This is a genomic window from Nitrospina sp. 32_T5, from assembly GCF_052156635.1.
Lineage (GTDB): Bacteria > Nitrospinota > Nitrospinia > Nitrospinales > Nitrospinaceae > Nitrospina.
Window position 1 is genome coordinate 707,954 of the sequence record NZ_JBQKUO010000001.1, and the last position, 15,500, is coordinate 723,453.

15 protein-coding genes are annotated in these 15,500 nt (G+C 53.4%); 7 read left to right on the forward strand and 8 right to left on the reverse strand.

What is annotated here, in order from left to right; translation table 11 throughout:
- Nucleotides 1-21: 21 nt before the first annotated feature.
- The 5 genes from ACTRW9_RS03300 to ACTRW9_RS03320 all read right to left on the reverse strand — a co-directional run bounded on the left by ACTRW9_RS03300 (nucleotide 22) and on the right by ACTRW9_RS03320 (nucleotide 3,128).
- Complete coding sequence (locus tag ACTRW9_RS03300; RefSeq protein WP_442428285.1) at nucleotides 22-576, reverse strand: hypothetical protein; 555 nt, start codon at nucleotides 574-576, stop codon at nucleotides 22-24.
- A gap of 10 nt (nucleotides 577-586) precedes the next feature.
- Entirely contained in the window at nucleotides 587-1,021 is a 435-nt protein-coding gene (locus tag ACTRW9_RS03305) for a hypothetical protein (protein WP_442428286.1), read from the reverse strand.
- 13 nt (nucleotides 1,022-1,034) lie between these two features.
- Nucleotides 1,035-1,655 (reverse strand): hypothetical protein, encoded by a 621-nt coding sequence (locus ACTRW9_RS03310; protein WP_442428287.1) that lies wholly within the window; start codon nucleotides 1,653-1,655, stop codon nucleotides 1,035-1,037.
- On the reverse strand, nucleotides 1,630-2,031 hold the full coding sequence (bamE, locus tag ACTRW9_RS03315; RefSeq protein ID WP_442426724.1) for an outer membrane protein assembly factor BamE domain-containing protein: 402 nt from the start codon (nucleotides 2,029-2,031) through the stop codon (nucleotides 1,630-1,632). The genes ACTRW9_RS03310 and bamE overlap by 26 nt, the downstream gene beginning before the upstream one ends.
- A 161-nt stretch (nucleotides 2,032-2,192) precedes the next feature.
- A complete protein-coding gene (locus tag ACTRW9_RS03320) occupies nucleotides 2,193-3,128 on the reverse strand; it encodes a hypothetical protein (RefSeq protein WP_442428288.1) in 936 nt (311 codons plus the stop codon).
- Nucleotides 3,129-3,586: 458 nt separating this feature from the next.
- Between ACTRW9_RS03320 and ACTRW9_RS03325 the strand changes: the two genes are divergently transcribed.
- Together ACTRW9_RS03325 and ACTRW9_RS03330 are read left to right on the forward strand one after the other, a co-directional pair.
- The gene (locus ACTRW9_RS03325; RefSeq protein WP_442426726.1) at nucleotides 3,587-3,760 is read left to right on the forward strand and encodes a hypothetical protein; all 174 of its coding nucleotides are present in this window, start codon (nucleotides 3,587-3,589) and stop codon (nucleotides 3,758-3,760) included.
- Nucleotides 3,761-3,829: 69 nt separating this feature from the next.
- Nucleotides 3,830-3,961: a hypothetical protein gene (locus tag ACTRW9_RS03330; RefSeq protein WP_442428289.1), complete on the forward strand. Its 132-nt coding sequence runs from the start codon at nucleotides 3,830-3,832 to the stop codon at nucleotides 3,959-3,961.
- Between the two features lie 49 nt (nucleotides 3,962-4,010).
- Here ACTRW9_RS03330 and ACTRW9_RS03335 read toward each other — a convergent pair whose 3' ends face one another.
- Nucleotides 4,011-4,547, reverse strand: a complete 537-nt coding sequence (locus ACTRW9_RS03335; protein ID WP_442428290.1) for a YchJ family metal-binding protein — start codon at nucleotides 4,545-4,547, stop codon at nucleotides 4,011-4,013.
- Between the two features lie 165 nt (nucleotides 4,548-4,712).
- Between ACTRW9_RS03335 and ACTRW9_RS03340 the strand changes: the two genes are divergently transcribed.
- Nucleotides 4,713-6,281, forward strand: a complete 1,569-nt coding sequence (locus ACTRW9_RS03340) for a hypothetical protein (RefSeq protein ID WP_442428291.1) — start codon at nucleotides 4,713-4,715, stop codon at nucleotides 6,279-6,281.
- 16 nt (nucleotides 6,282-6,297) lie between these two features.
- Here ACTRW9_RS03340 and ACTRW9_RS03345 read toward each other — a convergent pair whose 3' ends face one another.
- On the reverse strand, nucleotides 6,298-7,173 hold the full coding sequence (locus ACTRW9_RS03345; RefSeq protein ID WP_442428292.1) for an MTAP family purine nucleoside phosphorylase: 876 nt from the start codon (nucleotides 7,171-7,173) through the stop codon (nucleotides 6,298-6,300).
- A 25-nt stretch (nucleotides 7,174-7,198) separates the two neighbouring features.
- Nucleotides 7,199-7,705, reverse strand: a complete 507-nt coding sequence (locus ACTRW9_RS03350; protein ID WP_442426731.1) for a gamma carbonic anhydrase family protein — start codon at nucleotides 7,703-7,705, stop codon at nucleotides 7,199-7,201.
- A 446-nt stretch (nucleotides 7,706-8,151) separates the two neighbouring features.
- Here ACTRW9_RS03350 and ACTRW9_RS03355 point away from each other — a divergent pair, with 446 nt between their 5' ends.
- The 4 genes from ACTRW9_RS03355 (at nucleotide 8,152) to ACTRW9_RS03370 (ending at nucleotide 15,500) form a co-directional block, all read left to right on the forward strand.
- Nucleotides 8,152-9,873, forward strand: coding sequence for a hypothetical protein (locus ACTRW9_RS03355; RefSeq protein ID WP_442428293.1), 1,722 nt, complete (start codon nucleotides 8,152-8,154; stop codon nucleotides 9,871-9,873).
- Between the two features lie 584 nt (nucleotides 9,874-10,457).
- On the forward strand, nucleotides 10,458-11,759 hold the full coding sequence (locus ACTRW9_RS03360) for a hypothetical protein (protein WP_442428294.1): 1,302 nt from the start codon (nucleotides 10,458-10,460) through the stop codon (nucleotides 11,757-11,759).
- Nucleotides 11,756-13,654: a hypothetical protein gene (locus tag ACTRW9_RS03365; protein WP_442428295.1), complete on the forward strand. Its 1,899-nt coding sequence runs from the start codon at nucleotides 11,756-11,758 to the stop codon at nucleotides 13,652-13,654. Before ACTRW9_RS03360 ends, ACTRW9_RS03365 begins: the two co-directional genes overlap by 4 nt.
- Nucleotides 13,655-13,727: 73 nt before the next feature.
- Nucleotides 13,728-15,500: a glycosyltransferase family 39 protein gene (locus ACTRW9_RS03370; protein ID WP_442428296.1), complete on the forward strand. Its 1,773-nt coding sequence runs from the start codon at nucleotides 13,728-13,730 to the stop codon at nucleotides 15,498-15,500.

Below are 15,500 nucleotides of genomic sequence, written 5' to 3' on the forward strand. Positions count from 1 at the left end.
AGAAAGGATGCAAACGTTCCGCTATTGATTGGAGGAGAGGAACATCGACTGGCGGAGCGATTTGAAAAATCTCTGGTAGATGGCGGGATCTTCGACCGCACGCAGGTCGTACTGCATACTGGCACGGACCATGAGCTGCGAGGCGCTTTTCGGCCGAACGGTGACCGTGAACCGTACCAGGTCGCGGCGGTGCTGGAAGGGGCCCCACGTCCGGTAGTTCCGTGCGAACATCAACAGCTCATCCCCGTCATACAGGGTGTAGGAAATATCCTTGTAACCGTCGTTGCCGTCGTGGTGCAGTTTGTTCGCTGAGAACACGCCCAGCTCCGGGTCCGCCACCTCCAGCGTGAAGTCCAGGTCCTGCAGGGTGGCGACCACCGCCTGCATCACCGCATCCAGGTCCGTTGTGTCGAACACCTGCGTCTGCTGTGCGCGCAGTTTCACCTGGCTGGCCTCCGACATCAGGATCTGGCTTTTGGAGTTCCACTGCCTCTCCACCGAGTACATGGAGCATCCGGAAAACACAAATGCCGCAAGCATCATTGAAAGCACGCGGTGTTTTGGAATCGAGTGCATTTTCAACCTGTCATCCCTGTGGGGTGGCGAACAGCACCCGTTGCAAGACGGTGAAAAAGTTCTGGTACACCTTGGGATCCTCGATAGGCTTGGTGTTGAACACCGCGTTCACGCGGAACTCCATCTGCGTTTCGGTTTTCGGTCGCACGGTGACGGTGAGTTCAATCAGGTCCACGTAGCTGGGTTCGGCGAACTTGCCGGCAGTGACGAGTCCCAGGGGACCGTTCGCCCGCTCGACGATGAAGCCCAGGTCCTGCAACGCCGCGATCACCCCCCGCACGGCTTGCTGCCGGTCTTTGACTTCAAAACTCCGCGTCTGGAAACTGCGCAGTTTCAACTGCTGGGCGGAAGGCGCCAGCAATTCCGTGGGCACGGCGCGGGGTCCGCAGGCCGAAAGGATCAGCCACAACGAGACCAGTAAAAACAAGGCAGTGTGTCGGCGCATAGAGGCTCCCATTTTAAATTTTATGAGCTTCCAGAAACACGCTCTTGGATAGTTTGGCGAAGAACTGCTGGTAAATGTCTGCGTCGTGGATCATCTCCATCCGCTGGCTGCCGGGAGGGATGTAATGATCGCCGCTTTGGCCGTCGCTTTCCCAGATGACGCGGTAGAAGGTGATGCGCACCGAATACTTTTTCCCCTGCGCGTCTGCGGGGCGCATTGCCAGCGTCGCGCCGATCTTCTGGTGCAGGTCGATGGGAACCAGGATGACGGTTTGCCCAAAGGCCCCCGCCAAGACCATGAAAAAGCGGGTGATGTCCTGCCCGTATTCGTAGGCGCTGCGTTCCTTGGAAGCCCGCAGAAGGGCGAGGTCGCGCACGCTTTCCTGGATTTGAAAGCCGAGGTCCTGCAGCACCGCCGCGGAGGCGGAGAGAAGGGCCTGCTCGTCCGTGGTTTCAAAGTAGCGGGTTTGCAGGGCGCGGTGCTGGGCGCTTTCGGGGGTGAGGGTGAACAGCGTCGCCGGATCCTCGACCCTGGTGACGCAACCGCTTCCCGTCACCGCGCAGACCATCAGCACCCACCAGAGCCGGGCGCGGCGGGGAAGACCGGAATCAGAACTGCGTGAAGTTGTAGGCAAAGTCCCGCACCATTTTGTTTTCATCGAACTTGATGATGATGGTCATGGTCTTTTGCGTGCTCGTGCTGGAACCGGAACGGGTGCTCCCGCCCAGAATAATGAGCGTCCCGTAAGCCGAACTGCTGGTGTCCACCCGGTTGGAGGACACCTTGTCGTAAATCCACACCTCGCGCCGCTTTTCGTCGGTGGTGACGATGTTGGGCGAACCCAGCGCTTCCGCCACCTGCGCCGCCGACATGCCCATCTTGATTTCGCTCTGCACGGTGCCGATGGTCATCTGCTTCACATTTCCCTGGTCCTGCCCGCCGGAGGTCGCACAGCCGGAAAAAACCAGGACGCTCACCGCCACCGTTGCCATTACGCGTTTCCAATTCATGACAGACTCCCAATTCAAAATTCATCCAAATAATATCAGGAATTCCAAAAACCGGAGCGCTTAATGTTCCCGGAAAACGCAACCAGTCATGCAATTTCCGTATTTTCAATTAAAAAAAGTAGCGATGGTTCAAAGTAAAGAAAGGGAGAAACGAAGCCAGGTCACTCGGTTTCCTCGTCGCCGCCACCGAAGTGGAAATTGATGCCCGGCATCCAGCGGAACAGGAACGGGTTTTCCTCGATGTGGTTGATGAAACCGATCTGAACTCCGTCGAATGTTTCCGCCGTGTTGAACAGCGTGCCGATCTGCAATCCCGAACCCTTCTTGATGCTGTTGCCGAACAGGCCCAGCAGGATCCCCTGCTGTTCCTCGACCAGGTTGTAGCCGCCGATCATCAGGCCCGTCAGTTTTTTCGATCCCACCGGGGAAAACGAAGGCGAGGCCGTCGCCTCTGGAGCCGGGCCCACGGCCAGCCCGGCAAGGATGCCGGAAGCGAGGAACGCAAGACTCCCCCACTCCAGCGAAACACCCCGTATCTCCTGCACCTTGCCGCTGAACAGGCCCTGGATCACCAGCCCGTTGACTTTCGGAGAGGTGAGGTACAGCAGGCCGATGAGGATGCCGTTCGATTCCTTTTCGATGTTGGTCACCATGCCGATGCCGATGCCGTTCATTTTTCTCAGCGTGTGCACGAGGCTGAAGGTGAACCCGGTGTTGGTGCCGCCGATCACGTGAATGGGCGCGATGTTGATTCCGTGCATGGTGTCCACGTTCGTCAGCCAGCACCCGAGGGCGAGGCCGTTGATCACGCGGGCGCGCGGCCCCATCAATCCAAAAGCGAGGCCGTCGATGCGGTCGGCGGTCAGCGTGTACGGCTGTTCGTAGTGAGCGTTCCAGTTGAACACGGTGAAGTTCATGCCGCGAACCGTCTGCACGTTCTCGTCGGCAAGGTTGAACCGCAAACCGTGGAAGGTCTCCGAATTGCCGACGCTCAAACCGTAACGCGGGTGCGGCACGTCCAGCGATGCGGCGTGGGCGGTACCAAACACGGTCATTCCCAATAGCAGTCCCGCAAATGCAAATATTTTCCGTTTCATTTCATTCCCGCACGTATGAATTTCAGTTTCCAGATTGAATTGAGATGCGTTCGATTAAAATGGGATCGAGGTTAGCATAAATTTTTTTAATCCCATGAGGGGAGGAGAACATTCATTTTAGAACTGCCGATAACAATCGAAATCATTTTCAAACGGATTCTGCTTAACGGTTTTCGCACGGGTCTGGAATCCTCCTTTTCCAACAAAGATTTTCCGGTGGGGGTGACCTGAAGACCGCGCCCTGCCTGCCTTCTTCGAATGACCCCCCACCATCTCCTTGAACCATAACCTCTTACACAACATCTCCATTTCAAAGCCAAATAGGATCCCCGAAAAAACGGCCCACAAACAATATAACTCCTTATTTTTCAATATCATGCTATAATTTCCGGCGCAAATGGAGGCTCCCCGCCTCCCATCTCGAAACCTTGCCCTTCAAGGGGGGGGAGTGAAGTGTCATGACGTTTCGGTACGAACCCGCACCCGATCGCCTGGGCTACCTGATCGATCAGCTTAAAGAACTCCAGGCGCGGCAGGATTTATTGAACCGCATCGCCGTCCAGCAGGAAAAATTTGAACGCGCCCGGCGTCGATTCGACCGCCTGCCGGAAGAACTCGCGCAGCGCAAATAAGGTCTGTCCATAAAACGCCCGAACAAAATCCGGCGTTCAATTCTGTAAGAAGGCGTGCAGGATCCCTTGATGGCCCACAAGGCAAGGACGGCCCAGAACAGGGTGGCGCCGGTTTTGAACAGGATGTTTTCCCAGCGCGGGCTGAACGGCGACACGGCGAACGCCAGCAGAAAAACCAGGAACACCGCGCCGGTGATGTAAGGCAGGGGAATGTTCCAACCGAATCCGGGCATCGCTCACCCCGTTTTGTTCACTTGCCGCAACACTTCTTGTACTTCTTTCCACTGCCGCAGGGACACGGATCGTTCCGCCCCACTTTCGGCTGGTCGCGGACAAACGGTTTTTTCGACTCGGCGGGTTCGTGGCCGCAACCCTGTCCCTCGGCGTGCACGTGCGATTTCGATCCGGCCTCGCTGTAAACCCAACGCCCCTGTTCTTTTAAAAAAGAGGCGGTCTCGTGCAGGGATTTCTCCTCGCCGTCTTCGGTGAAGTGCGCGACGTACTCGACGCTGCCGGTGTCGTCGGCGATGCCACCTTTTCGCGAACCGTGGACTTCCAGCCGGCGCCACGTCACCGGACCCAGCCCCTCTTCAAAATCCCTGGGCGATTTGTCCGCCCGCTCTTCAGCGCACAACGTATTGACGAGGAATTTCCATTCCTTCATGACGAACGCGCTGTAGCGGGCGCGCATCAGGTCTTCGGCGGTGTCGGCGTACCCCGATCCGCGGATCAGCCGGCCACAGCAGTCGGTGTAAGGGGAATCGAGCCCGCAGGGGCAGTCTTTCATCGGTGTCTCCCGGGATGCAATCCCAAGGCGGTCGCCCGCCGGTTATGGTCCAGAATTTTTGCGCTTAGTGTACATGCATGCGGACATGGATTGAAATCAGAATCGATGGTGTTTTCAGGACGATGTTTCCGGTAAGATAAAGCGCCGTCGCCCGAAACCGACGGCGTGGTGCACCGGACGAACCGCGACGGCCTGTCGATCGAAAACCCGAATCGAAACACACCGGCAATGGATTACACCCGATTCTATCGTCCTCTCGTTCAGTTCCTCGTTTACGCGTATGCGTTGAACGCGTTCACCTTCGTGTACGCCGACCCGGACCTGTTCGGCCACATCACCTACGGCGGCGAGATCTGGAACTCCGGGCAAATTCCCCTCACCGACCCGTACGCCTACACATCCAAAGGTCCGTGGATCAACCACGAATGGCTGATGGAGGTGGTGTTCTACCTGCTGTACGATGCGTGGGGTTCCTCCGGCCTGTTGATGTTCCGCCTCGTGCTGGGCCTGTCGATCATCCACATTCTGTCCGACCTTTACCTTTCACGGTCGAACAACCTTCTCGCTTACGCGTTTCATTTCATTTTGCTGACGCATGTGCTGGCGTTCGGTTTCGCCATGCGCCCGCAACTGGCCACGTATTTTTTCCTGCCGGTCCTCCTGTACCTTGTTTATGATTTTTTCGATGGCAACCGGAGCGCACTGGTCCTCATTCCCCCCGTATTCGTGTTGTGGGTGAACTGCCACGGCGGCGTGGTGGCCGGGCTCGGCATCTTCTCGATGATCGTGGCGGTAGAAACGATACGCAACGCGCTCACCGGGGGATCGAACTGGAAGTACCTGCTGGCCGCGTGGGTCGGGTCCTGCCTGGCGATGCTGGTCAATCCCTACGGCATCGACCTGCTCACCTTTTTCCTGAAAACCATTCCACAGGCGCGCGACGTTACGGAATGGTACGCTCTCAACCTGTTCGATGCCAGTCACCTGCATTTTAAAATCCTGGTCCTGCTGTTTGGGGCGACCTTGCTAACTCCTGTTCCCAAACGCTGGTGGGAGGTGGCAATCATTCTGTTCGGGGTTTACTTCGGCATCAAGCACGTACGCCACACGGTATTGACGGGGCTGCTGATGACCCCTTACCTGCCCCTGCAGCTTGCGGCGATCATGGACCGGATCCGTTCGCGCACCTCTTTCTCCCCTGTCCTGCCTCGCCTGGCGCATGCCCTGCTGGCGGTGATCATCATTGCCTTCGCGGCGTTCCAGGTGAACGTGCAGGCGTTTAAACTCAAGCGCACGGGATTCGAATTGAAGGTGGACCCGGGATACTTTCCGATCCATGCCGTGCGCTTCCTGAAAGAGAATCGCATCCATGGCAATATCCTGGTGCCGACCAACTGGGGCCAGTACGTTATTTTCCACCTGCCGCATTCAAAAGTTTCGAGTGACGGACGTTACTGGACCGTTTACGAGCCGAAGCTGGTCAGGCAGAACATGGTGTTTCATAAAGGCTGGCAGGGCTGGCAGTATTTTCTGAAATTTTATCCACACGACCTCATACTGACCGGCAAAGAGAACCGGGAACTGGAAAAGACCCCGGGCTGGGTGAAGATATTTGAAGGGCCCCGTGCACGGGTTTTTGTGCGCACCGGCCTGCCGTGGCATTCGGCTTATTACAAACACCGGAATCAAATATTGAAATACAACCCGGATCCGGCATCCCTGCGATTCCCTTGAACGAACAAGGGAGGCATCAGGGCGGGCCCACCCATTCGCGCCAGTCGTCCCCGATCATCCCCTTGTCGCGGTAACGCTTGAGAGCATGTGGGCAGTTGCACTGCGGGACGCGATCCATCAGTTGGGTGAAAGCACCGGCAATGATTGATGGAAAACGCTGCACCGCCGCCTCCACCTGCGTTTTTTCTTCACTGCTTTGCATGCCTTCAAACAGTTCCCCTTTTTTGAAATCACGCTCAACCACCCCCTCCGCGTAATTGGTGAGGTAACAGACCGGGGCGTAACACATCTCCAACTCGCGCGCCAGAAACGCCTCCGGACAGAGCGTCATGCCGACGAGGTCCGCGCCCACGATGCGGAATTTTTTGATTTCGGCGGGCGATTCCAGTCGCGGTCCCTGCGTGCACACGTACACGGCTTTATCGTGGTGGGTCACGCCCGAGAGATGCATGCTTTCGTGCAGAGCGTCGCGCACCTCCGGACAGAAGGGATGGCTTTGACGGATGAATCCCACTCCCCGTCCCTTGAAAAACGTGGATTCGCGGTTCCGGGTTTCGTCGATCACATCGTGAGGCAGGACGAACTCGCCGGGACGGTAGGCACGGTTGATGATACCGGGCCCGCTCCACGCAATGATGCGTTGCACCCCGCATTCTTTCAGCGCGTAAATGTTGGCGCGGTAATTGACAAACGGGGCGGTGAGGGAGTAGTCGGTCTCTCCATGCCGGGACAGAAACAGAAACGTTGTTTCGCCGAAGCGGAACTCATGCAGGGGGGCGCTTTCGCCGAACGGAGTGGATTTCGATGAACAGGAAACTTCCTCGCCCAGCAGGTTCCGGGTCAACAGGTGATAAGCGCCACTGCCACCGATGACTGCGAGGTTAGCTTGCATGGGCTTTCACCTTGGAAGAAGCCGGTCACTCGAAATAATGTTCGAGGTCCGCAACGTAATGCGCAGCGGACTCGCGGATGCTGCGGATTTCCTCGTCCGTCAACTCGCGCTTGACCCGCGCCGGGGAACCGACGGCAAGGCTTCGCGGCGGGATTTTGGTACCGGGGGTCACCAGCGCGCCGGCACCGACGATGCTGTTCTCGCCGATCTCCGCACCGTCCATGACCGTTGCGCTCATGCCGATCAGGCACTGGTTCTGGATGGTGCAGGCATGCAGAACCGCATTGTGGCCGACGGTCACTTCGTCACCGATGATGAGCGGCAGGGTTTTGCGGGCGACATGAAGGACGCATCCATCCTGAATGTTGGTGCGCTTGCCGATGCGGATGTGATTGATGTCCCCGCGGACGGTAGCGTTGAACCAGACACTGCTGGATTCGCCGATGACGACATCGCCGATCACCCGGGCGTTGTCCGCAACCCACGCGGAGGAATGTACTTGAGGTGTTTTGTCGATGAAAGTTTGGATCATGATAGGGTTCCGACTCGTATTTGGCTTCGTGTATCTTTCGTTTTTTTAAGCTGGTTTGGTTTCCGGGGTTCCGGCAGGACCGAAGAGGGCCGGTTGCAATTCGGGTAGTATACCCTTAACCTGATATTTAAGGAAACACCTGTTATTCCAATTCCTTGAGGGGTTGCGGCAGCACCCATTCCGGCCACCTGGGTCGCCTTTTTCTGGAATCTATACATTATATATATCCGGCATTGAAAACCGAATCGATCTCCAATTCATCCGACGGTGTCGCCGAAGGGACTTCCGGAATTCCGGAAAGGAGCCCCCTCGGAAGCCCGCCTCATATGGAGCGCTCTTTCTGGGACCGTGTTCTGGAACAACGGGCCAACGTGTGGGGCCCTCTTCTGGTGACGGCCTCCGGTGTTTTCATGGTATCCATCGGATGGCTCAGGTGGCCGGACCTGATGATCGATTACGGCGCACAGCTTTATCTTCCCTGGCAGATCGCCGAAGGTCGCGTTTTCTACCGTGACCTGTTTTACCTGTATGGCCCGCTATCCAGTCACGCGCACGCTCTATTGTTTTTGATGTTCGGAACGAGTTTCCGGGTGCTGGTGTGGTTCAACCTTTTACTGATAGCGGTGCTCTCGGGTGTGATATTTATTTTGTTCCGGCGTATTGCGGATGCGCTGACCGCCTCGCTTTGCACTTTGTCTTTTGTCGTTGTTTTTGCTTTAGCGCAGTATCAGGGCGGTGGTAATTTCAACTTCGTTGCACCTTACAATTACGAATTGACGCACGGTGTTTTTCTCGGGTTCGTCACGCTGTTCCTGTTTCATTCGTATGTGGAGCGACCTTCAGTTCGGATTCTTATAGCGCTGGGCTTTCTCACCGGCCTGGTCTTCCTCACCAAGCCGGAGGCCTTCCTCGCTTTGTTTGCCGCAATGATCGTCGGCCTGCCACTGGCACTTTACTTTCGGGAGGAACCTTCCCGCATCAAAATATTCAAGGCTCTGGTCTGGGCCCTCTCGTTTTTCGCGGCACCCTTTCTGTTCTGGGTTTATTTTTCATTGAGGATGCCTGCGGAAAGGGCCTTTGAGGGTTTGATCGGTCCCTGGTTGCATGTGCTGGACCCGTTCACGCGCACCCTTCCCCTTTACCAGTGGATGCGCGGGATGGACGACCTGTCCGGAAACCTGGTGAAGGGATTGGGTTATGCGCTGGGATGGATCGCGGTGCTGGCAATGGTGGGGGGCATGCATCGAATGCTGCACCGCGCGAAATCACTCATCGCGACCACAGTCACCGCAGGGGTGTTGCTCCTTCTGCTGGCGTTAGCAGCTGGTTGGCCCTTCTTTTCGTGGATGGAGTTGGGTCGCCCTCTCCCCATTTTCGTATTGATTTACGGGCTTTTCCAGGCCCGGCGGCTAATCCAGGCTACCCCGGCGGAGCGCGGACGCTATCTTTTCGTTCTCGTTTTTTCCGTATATGCATTCATGCTGATGCTCAAGATCGTATTCAACGTGCACGTGTATCATTACGGTTTTGCGCTGGCGCTTCCCGCCTTTTTATTGTTTCTCCGTTTTGCCGTACATGATTTACCGGCACGGTTGCCCACGGGGACGAACGGTTTACCTTTTGCACGACTGGCTTATGCGGCATTGATCCTTGTTTTTATCATGGTTCATGGAAATATGTCGTACAAGCTGTATCCGTTGAAAAACTATCCAGTCGGTTCCGGGTCCGACACAATAATGGAGTATTACCCTTTTTTAAATCCACGGGGAGAAATCGTGAACCAGGCCCTGGATTACATCCGGGAAGAAATGGATCCGCAGGCGGGATTCCCTGTTTTTCCTGCCGGCAACATGTTGAACTACCTGTCGCGTCATCCGAATCCGTTTCCATTTATTTTCTTTACCCCTCCGGAAGTACATTTTTTCGGGGAAGAGTCTTACCTCAAACGACTTCAATCCCGTCCGCCCCCTTACATCGCATTCGTGGAGATGGACCACTCCTGGCTGGGTGCACCCTACTTTGGCCGGGACTATGCGCGGGATCTGTATGCGTGGGTGATGGAAAATTATCAGCAAGACGCGCTGTTTGGAGAATTGCCGTTTAGCGGGAAGGGCTACGGGGTCCGGATTATGAAGCATTCATCCGCAATCACCGATAATCCATCGTGACGATCTCACAGGACACCAAATTGAAGCCGACCCACACGGTGAGAGACGACCGGGCATCCACCGGGCTGGCCCGGTATGCCGGACTGATTCCCGTGTTTCTGGCTGGTGCGGGAATGATCGCGTGGGGATGGCGCCGGTGGGCGGACCTGCTGGTCGATTATGGAAACCAGTTATATGTTCCCTGGCGCATCGCGGAAGGAGACGTGCTCTATCGGGACCTTTTTTATGTGTTCGGCCCACTCTCTTCCTACCTGCACGCAGGTTTGTTTTCTCTTCTGGGTCCAGGGGCCCATTTTCTCAGCCTGTTCAACATATTCCTCACAGCGGTGTTGACCGTCCTCATCTACAGCCTGGTGCTTCGTCTTTCCAATCCGTGGACGGCAACTTTGGCATCCCTTGTATTTCTTTTGGTGCACGCGTTGGGTCAGCACAAATATCTGGGAAACTACAATTTCATCCAGCCCTATTCCTATGACCTGACACACGGAATTTTTCTTAGCTTCTGTACTTTGTTCCAGGTACTCAAATACCTCGAACGGCCGACTTCAAACCGGGTCCTCGTCATTGGCCTGTTGCTGGGATTGGTGCTGCTGACCAAAATCGAAGTCATGCTGGCGGCGGGTCTGGCTGTACCAACGGGCCTGGTTCTGGCAGTGTGCGCTCACCGCCTGTCGAAAAAAGCCGTAGCGCGTCATGTATTGATATTCCTGATTGCCTCTTTGGCACCCTTGAGTGTGTTTTTCATATTTTTTTCCCTGCACATGTCCCCTGCCGAAGCATGGCACAGCTTAATCCTGCCGTGGAAACTGGCCCTTGCTCCGGAGGTTCATGATTTTTTCTATTTCAAGAAAATGAAAGGCATCGCTTTTCTAGGTCACAACCTGTACCAGATTTTTTTATACACCGGCATGCTGGCAGTCATTCTGGCCGGTCTTCTGACCTGCAACCGGTTTCTCAATAATCAAAACAAAAACACATGGAAACCGGCGCTGATCCTTTCAGCAATGCTTGCCGGGGCTGTTCTTGCCGGGTTCCAGCAAATTCCCTGGCGGTATTTTCTAAAACCTCTACCCCTTTTGATGCTTCTTGTCGGCGTATTTTTAATCTTCCAGCTTCACAAAAATTTTCAACCCAACCGTCGTTTTTTTCGAGATGCGGGATTGTTTGTCCTGACAGTGTTTGCCCTTGCCCTCCTCCTCAAGGTGTTTTTTCGAGTTGTCATCATGCATTATGGATTCGCCCTGTCCGTCCCGGCAGCCCTGGTGACCGTGATCGCGCTGACCCACATTTTACCGGAAGCTTTGCAAAAGTATTGGGGTCCGCAATATACCTACCGTTTTACTGCATCCGTGTTGGTCATTCTTTACGTGGGAGCGATGTGTTTCGACTCTTATCTGTTCTTCAACAAAAAGCAACTGGCCGTCGGAAAGGGTCCGGATCTCGTGTACGATTACCATCCGATGAGCCGGATTGAGGGAGGCAAACCCTACGTGAAAGGCATGCTCACGAAATTTGCATTGGAATATATCGAAAAGGAAATTCCTCCAGATGCCACCATGACGGTGATGCCGGATGCCGTCATTTTTAATTACCTTTCACGCCATCGTGATCCTGCCAGGGGTTTCCTGTTGAACCCCGTCACCTGGGTTTTGTTTGAAAAAGATGATTATCTATTGCGTCTGCTAAGGAACGAACCTCCTGATTATATTGTAATGGTTGACCGAAGTTATTTCGAATTTGACCTTCCTCTCTTCGGCAGGGATTACGGCGTGTTCATCAATCGCTGGATTCAGGAGAATTACAGTTTGATCAAACAGATCGGTGCAGAACCCTTCACTGTATCGGGATTCGGTGTTCAAATTTACAGGCAAAGGGGAAATTCATGAAATCGGCTTTTCCTCATCCCCCTCCCAATACCCAAAACCCGTCGGGACGCTTTCAAACAGTCATGGCATGGGCCGGACCGTTGGTTGTTTTTATCGGTGGGGGGCTCATGCTCTGGCTGAGTTGGCAAAGGTGGGCCGATGTGCTGATCGATTTTGGCAACCAGCTATACATTCCCTGGCGCATCGCTGAAGGAGAAGTTTTATACCGCGATCTTTTTTACGTTTTCGGGGTGCTGTCTCCCTATATTCATGCCCTGATTTTCAAACTCGCGGGTCCTGGAGCCCTTTATCTTTCTCTTTTCAATATCGGGCTGACAATCATACTCACCATTGTGCTTTATCGCATGGTGAATTCTATTAGCAGTCCGTGGACTGCGACCCTGGGCGCCCTCCTGTTTCTCGTAATTCATGCTCTTGGTCATCACCGTTACCTGGCCAACTTCAATTTCATTCAGCCCTACTCGTACGATCTGACCCATGGAATTCTGCTGGCCTTCCTCACGTTTGCTGTTTTTCTGGAATACATCAGGTTCCCTACCACCAAAAGGCTTTTGGCGATTGGATTTCTTTCCGGACTGACTTTGCTGACCAAAATTGAAGTGATGTTTGCGCTCGGACTGGCGGGTGCGGCAGGTTTGGGAATCGTGTTCCGTTTTCACAGGATGGATGGACGACGCATTGCCATGAACCTATTTACCCTTTCAGCAACCTTTTTTCTTCCCGCCACTCTGGTCCTCTGTTATTTCGCTACCCTGATGCCTCTTTCCGATGCCTTTTCCAATTTGCTCCTTCCCATTGAATATTCGTTGAATCCGCAGGTCAAGAACCTTCCTTACTACAAGTTGCTCATGGGAACCAATGCGCTTGGCCGCAATCTGATTTTCATGTTTATGTATTTAATGGTCTTTGTTCTTGTAGTGAGCGGACTCGTTTACATCAATCAGAAACTGGACAAATCAGGCAGGAATGATTGGCGGTTTGGTTTGCCAACCGCGATTTTAATTCCCCTGCTTGCCTGGTATTTTTTCTGGTCCATTCCGTGGAAATGGATTTTGAATCCGCTGCCCTTCATCATGATCGGTATTTTTATTGCTATCGTCTGGCATATCAAATCACGATCACTTTCTGACAAAGAGCACCAGAAGTATATTTTTCTTCTGGTACTTACTTTATTTTCCCTGTTCCTGCTGTCCAAGATTTTTTTCAACACGGTGATTTATCATTATGGTTTCGCTCTCACGTTCCCCGCGTCCCTCATGGTGATCATACTCGTAACCGATCTCCTTCCAGATTGGATACGAAGGGGAAACGTATCCATATGTTTTTATACTATGGCCACAGCGTCTCTTTTTGCGGTTTACCTTTACGTCATGGTTTACGACTCTTACCTGTATTATTCCAAGAAAGTGATCCCTGTCGGCGAGGGGGTCGACCGCTTTTATGAATACGCCCCAAACAGCCGTCCTCATTTCGGGCGTCCCTACATGGAACCGATCGTAACCCGGTACCTGCTTGAGTACATGGAAGAGAATTTAGAACCCGATGCCACGGTCGCGGTGTTTCCCGATGCGGTCATGATCAATTACCTCACCCGGCACAAGGATCCCATCAAGGGGTTTTTAGTCAATCCACTGACCTGGATACTAATCGGAGGCGACACGCCCCTGCTGGAGCAATTGAAAGCCAACCCCCCGGACTATATCGTTTTGGTTGAGCGGCAATATCCAGAATGGGGAATGGAACATTTCGGAGAGGATTTTGCCCAAACCGTTTATCAGTGGATTATTGAAAACTACTCTCGTGAGAAGAAAATTGGCGCAGTTCCATTTACCAAGAGTGGGTTCGGTGCCTTGGTATATAAAATGAAAGAGCATTCAAACAGATCTTCTTCCTGAAAATCAAATGACCCAAAGACTTCAATTTTGGTATACAGGAGGCCTGCCGATCGGTTCCGTTTTGATCGCATGGATGTTGATTAGCTGGCAACGCTGGCCGGACCTCCTGGTGGACTTCGGTCAGCAGGCATATGTTCCCTGGGCGTTGTCGCAGGGCCATGTCCTTTATCGCGATGTCGCTTATTTTCATGGCCCCCTGTCTTCTTATATCCACACGCTTGTTTTTCTGATATTCGGGCCTGGAATCCTGCAACTGGCCCTGTTCAATTTGGCTTTGGTATCGCTTGTCTCCTTTCTTATTTTTCGGCTTTGCCACTATTTCAGCAATCGTCTAAACGCAACCCTCATTTGCCTTTCATTTATTACCGTTTTTGTCTTCGCACATCATATGGGATTCGGCAGTTTCAATTTCATCGCACCCTATACATACGATCTCACGCATGGCATCCTGCTCGGGATTTTTACCCTGTTTCTATTTTACCGCTATCTGAAATCGCCGCGTCTCCAAACCCTTTGCGGTCTCGGAGTGTTGCTTGGGCTGGTTTTTCTCACCAAAGTCGAGGTATTTCTCGCCGTCTCTCTCAGTCTGGGTGGAGGCCTTTATATTTTCTGGTCGCAACGCCGCTTGCATTCCAAAACCATTTTGCTGAACGCTGCGGTTTTTGCGGGGTGTTCCCTTTTACCCATTTTGGCCTTTGCGCTTTATTTTTCTTTTTTCATGCCGGTGACCCGCGCTTTCTCCCATATATTGGGTCAGTACCTGAATGCGTCAGATCCCGTCATCCGCACCATGCCCTATTATCAATTCACCCTGGGTTGGATGCACCTTGAAGACAACCTGAAGCGCATGGGTTTGCACGCATTGGTTTTTCTGTGCCTCGGTGGGCTGGTGAGTTATCTCAATCATATTTTTGCCCGCAATGGAACCAATCATAAGTGGACCGGGTTGCTTCTGGGATTGTTAACCCTGACGGCCCTCCTGGCTCTTATGGACACCATTCCCTGGCTGGAAATCACCCGCGCCTTTCCAATCATTTTATTCATTTCAGGTTTTTACCTGGCCATTCGAATCGGGCGGGAACAACGGCTAATTCAGATCACCCGGCGTAGAATTATTTTTCTTACTCTTATTGTTTTTTCCCTGACTCTCACATTCAAGGCATTTTACAATCTGCGTCTCACCGACTTGGGGTTTGCCCTGGCGATGCCCGCCACTCTGGTCATGCTGTTTTGTGCTTTGCATTCTCTGCCCCGCATTGCGGAACGAATCTCCGGAAATTCCGTAATCATTCGATCCGTTTCCATTACCGCTGTTCTGTATTTCATTATTGTCATCGGCATGAACAGTTTTTTTGCCTACCAGAACAAAACTTACCCCGTTGGGGAAGGAGTGGACCGGATTTTCGATTTTCAGCCTCTTGTACAATACCCGGACGGACGGATATTTTCCCGTGGTCTCATTGTTAACGAAACACTGGAATTGCTGAAAAAGGAATTGGGGAAAGAAGCTAAACTGCTCACTCTTCCCGACGCCATGATTTTCAATTACCTTTTACGCAAACCCTTTCCAACCAGAGACACGTTGTTCAGTCCTCTCACCATGCGCACTCAGGATGAAAACAAAGTATTGGTCCGGTTGCAGTCCGCCCTGCCTTCCCATATTCTCCTGGTGCATGCGGATTACCAATGGTTCGGTCAACGCCATTTCGGTACCGACTATGCCCGCTCTGTGATGGAATGGATTCAACGTGATTACGTTTTATTTCGCCAGATCGGGGCAACGCCCTTTGAAGGGAAGGAATTTGGCGTTCGAATCCTGAAACGTTTACCTCCAGAAAAGTCCTGA

What these genes read in the sequence shown, in the direction of transcription:
- ACTRW9_RS03300 (WP_442428285.1), bottom strand. Translation starts at nt 576, where the DNA reads ATGCACTCGATTCCAAAACACCGCGTGCTTTCAATGATGCTTGCGGCA.
- ACTRW9_RS03305 (WP_442428286.1), bottom strand. Translation starts at nt 1,021, where the DNA reads ATGCGCCGACACACTGCCTTGTTTTTACTGGTCTCGTTGTGGCTGATC.
- bamE (WP_442426724.1), bottom strand. Translation starts at nt 2,031, where the DNA reads ATGAATTGGAAACGCGTAATGGCAACGGTGGCGGTGAGCGTCCTGGTT.
- ACTRW9_RS03320 (WP_442428288.1), bottom strand. Translation starts at nt 3,128, where the DNA reads ATGAAACGGAAAATATTTGCATTTGCGGGACTGCTATTGGGAATGACC.
- ACTRW9_RS03325 (WP_442426726.1), top strand. Translation starts at nt 3,587, where the DNA reads ATGACGTTTCGGTACGAACCCGCACCCGATCGCCTGGGCTACCTGATC.
- ACTRW9_RS03330 (WP_442428289.1), top strand. Translation starts at nt 3,830, where the DNA reads ATGGCCCACAAGGCAAGGACGGCCCAGAACAGGGTGGCGCCGGTTTTG.
- ACTRW9_RS03335 (WP_442428290.1), bottom strand. Translation starts at nt 4,547, where the DNA reads ATGAAAGACTGCCCCTGCGGGCTCGATTCCCCTTACACCGACTGCTGT.
- ACTRW9_RS03345 (WP_442428292.1), bottom strand. Translation starts at nt 7,173, where the DNA reads ATGCAAGCTAACCTCGCAGTCATCGGTGGCAGTGGCGCTTATCACCTG.
- ACTRW9_RS03350 (WP_442426731.1), bottom strand. Translation starts at nt 7,705, where the DNA reads ATGATCCAAACTTTCATCGACAAAACACCTCAAGTACATTCCTCCGCG.
- ACTRW9_RS03355 (WP_442428293.1), top strand. Translation starts at nt 8,152, where the DNA reads ATGATCGATTACGGCGCACAGCTTTATCTTCCCTGGCAGATCGCCGAA.
- ACTRW9_RS03365 (WP_442428295.1), top strand. Translation starts at nt 11,756, where the DNA reads ATGAAATCGGCTTTTCCTCATCCCCCTCCCAATACCCAAAACCCGTCG.
- ACTRW9_RS03370 (WP_442428296.1), top strand. Translation starts at nt 13,728, where the DNA reads ATGTTGATTAGCTGGCAACGCTGGCCGGACCTCCTGGTGGACTTCGGT.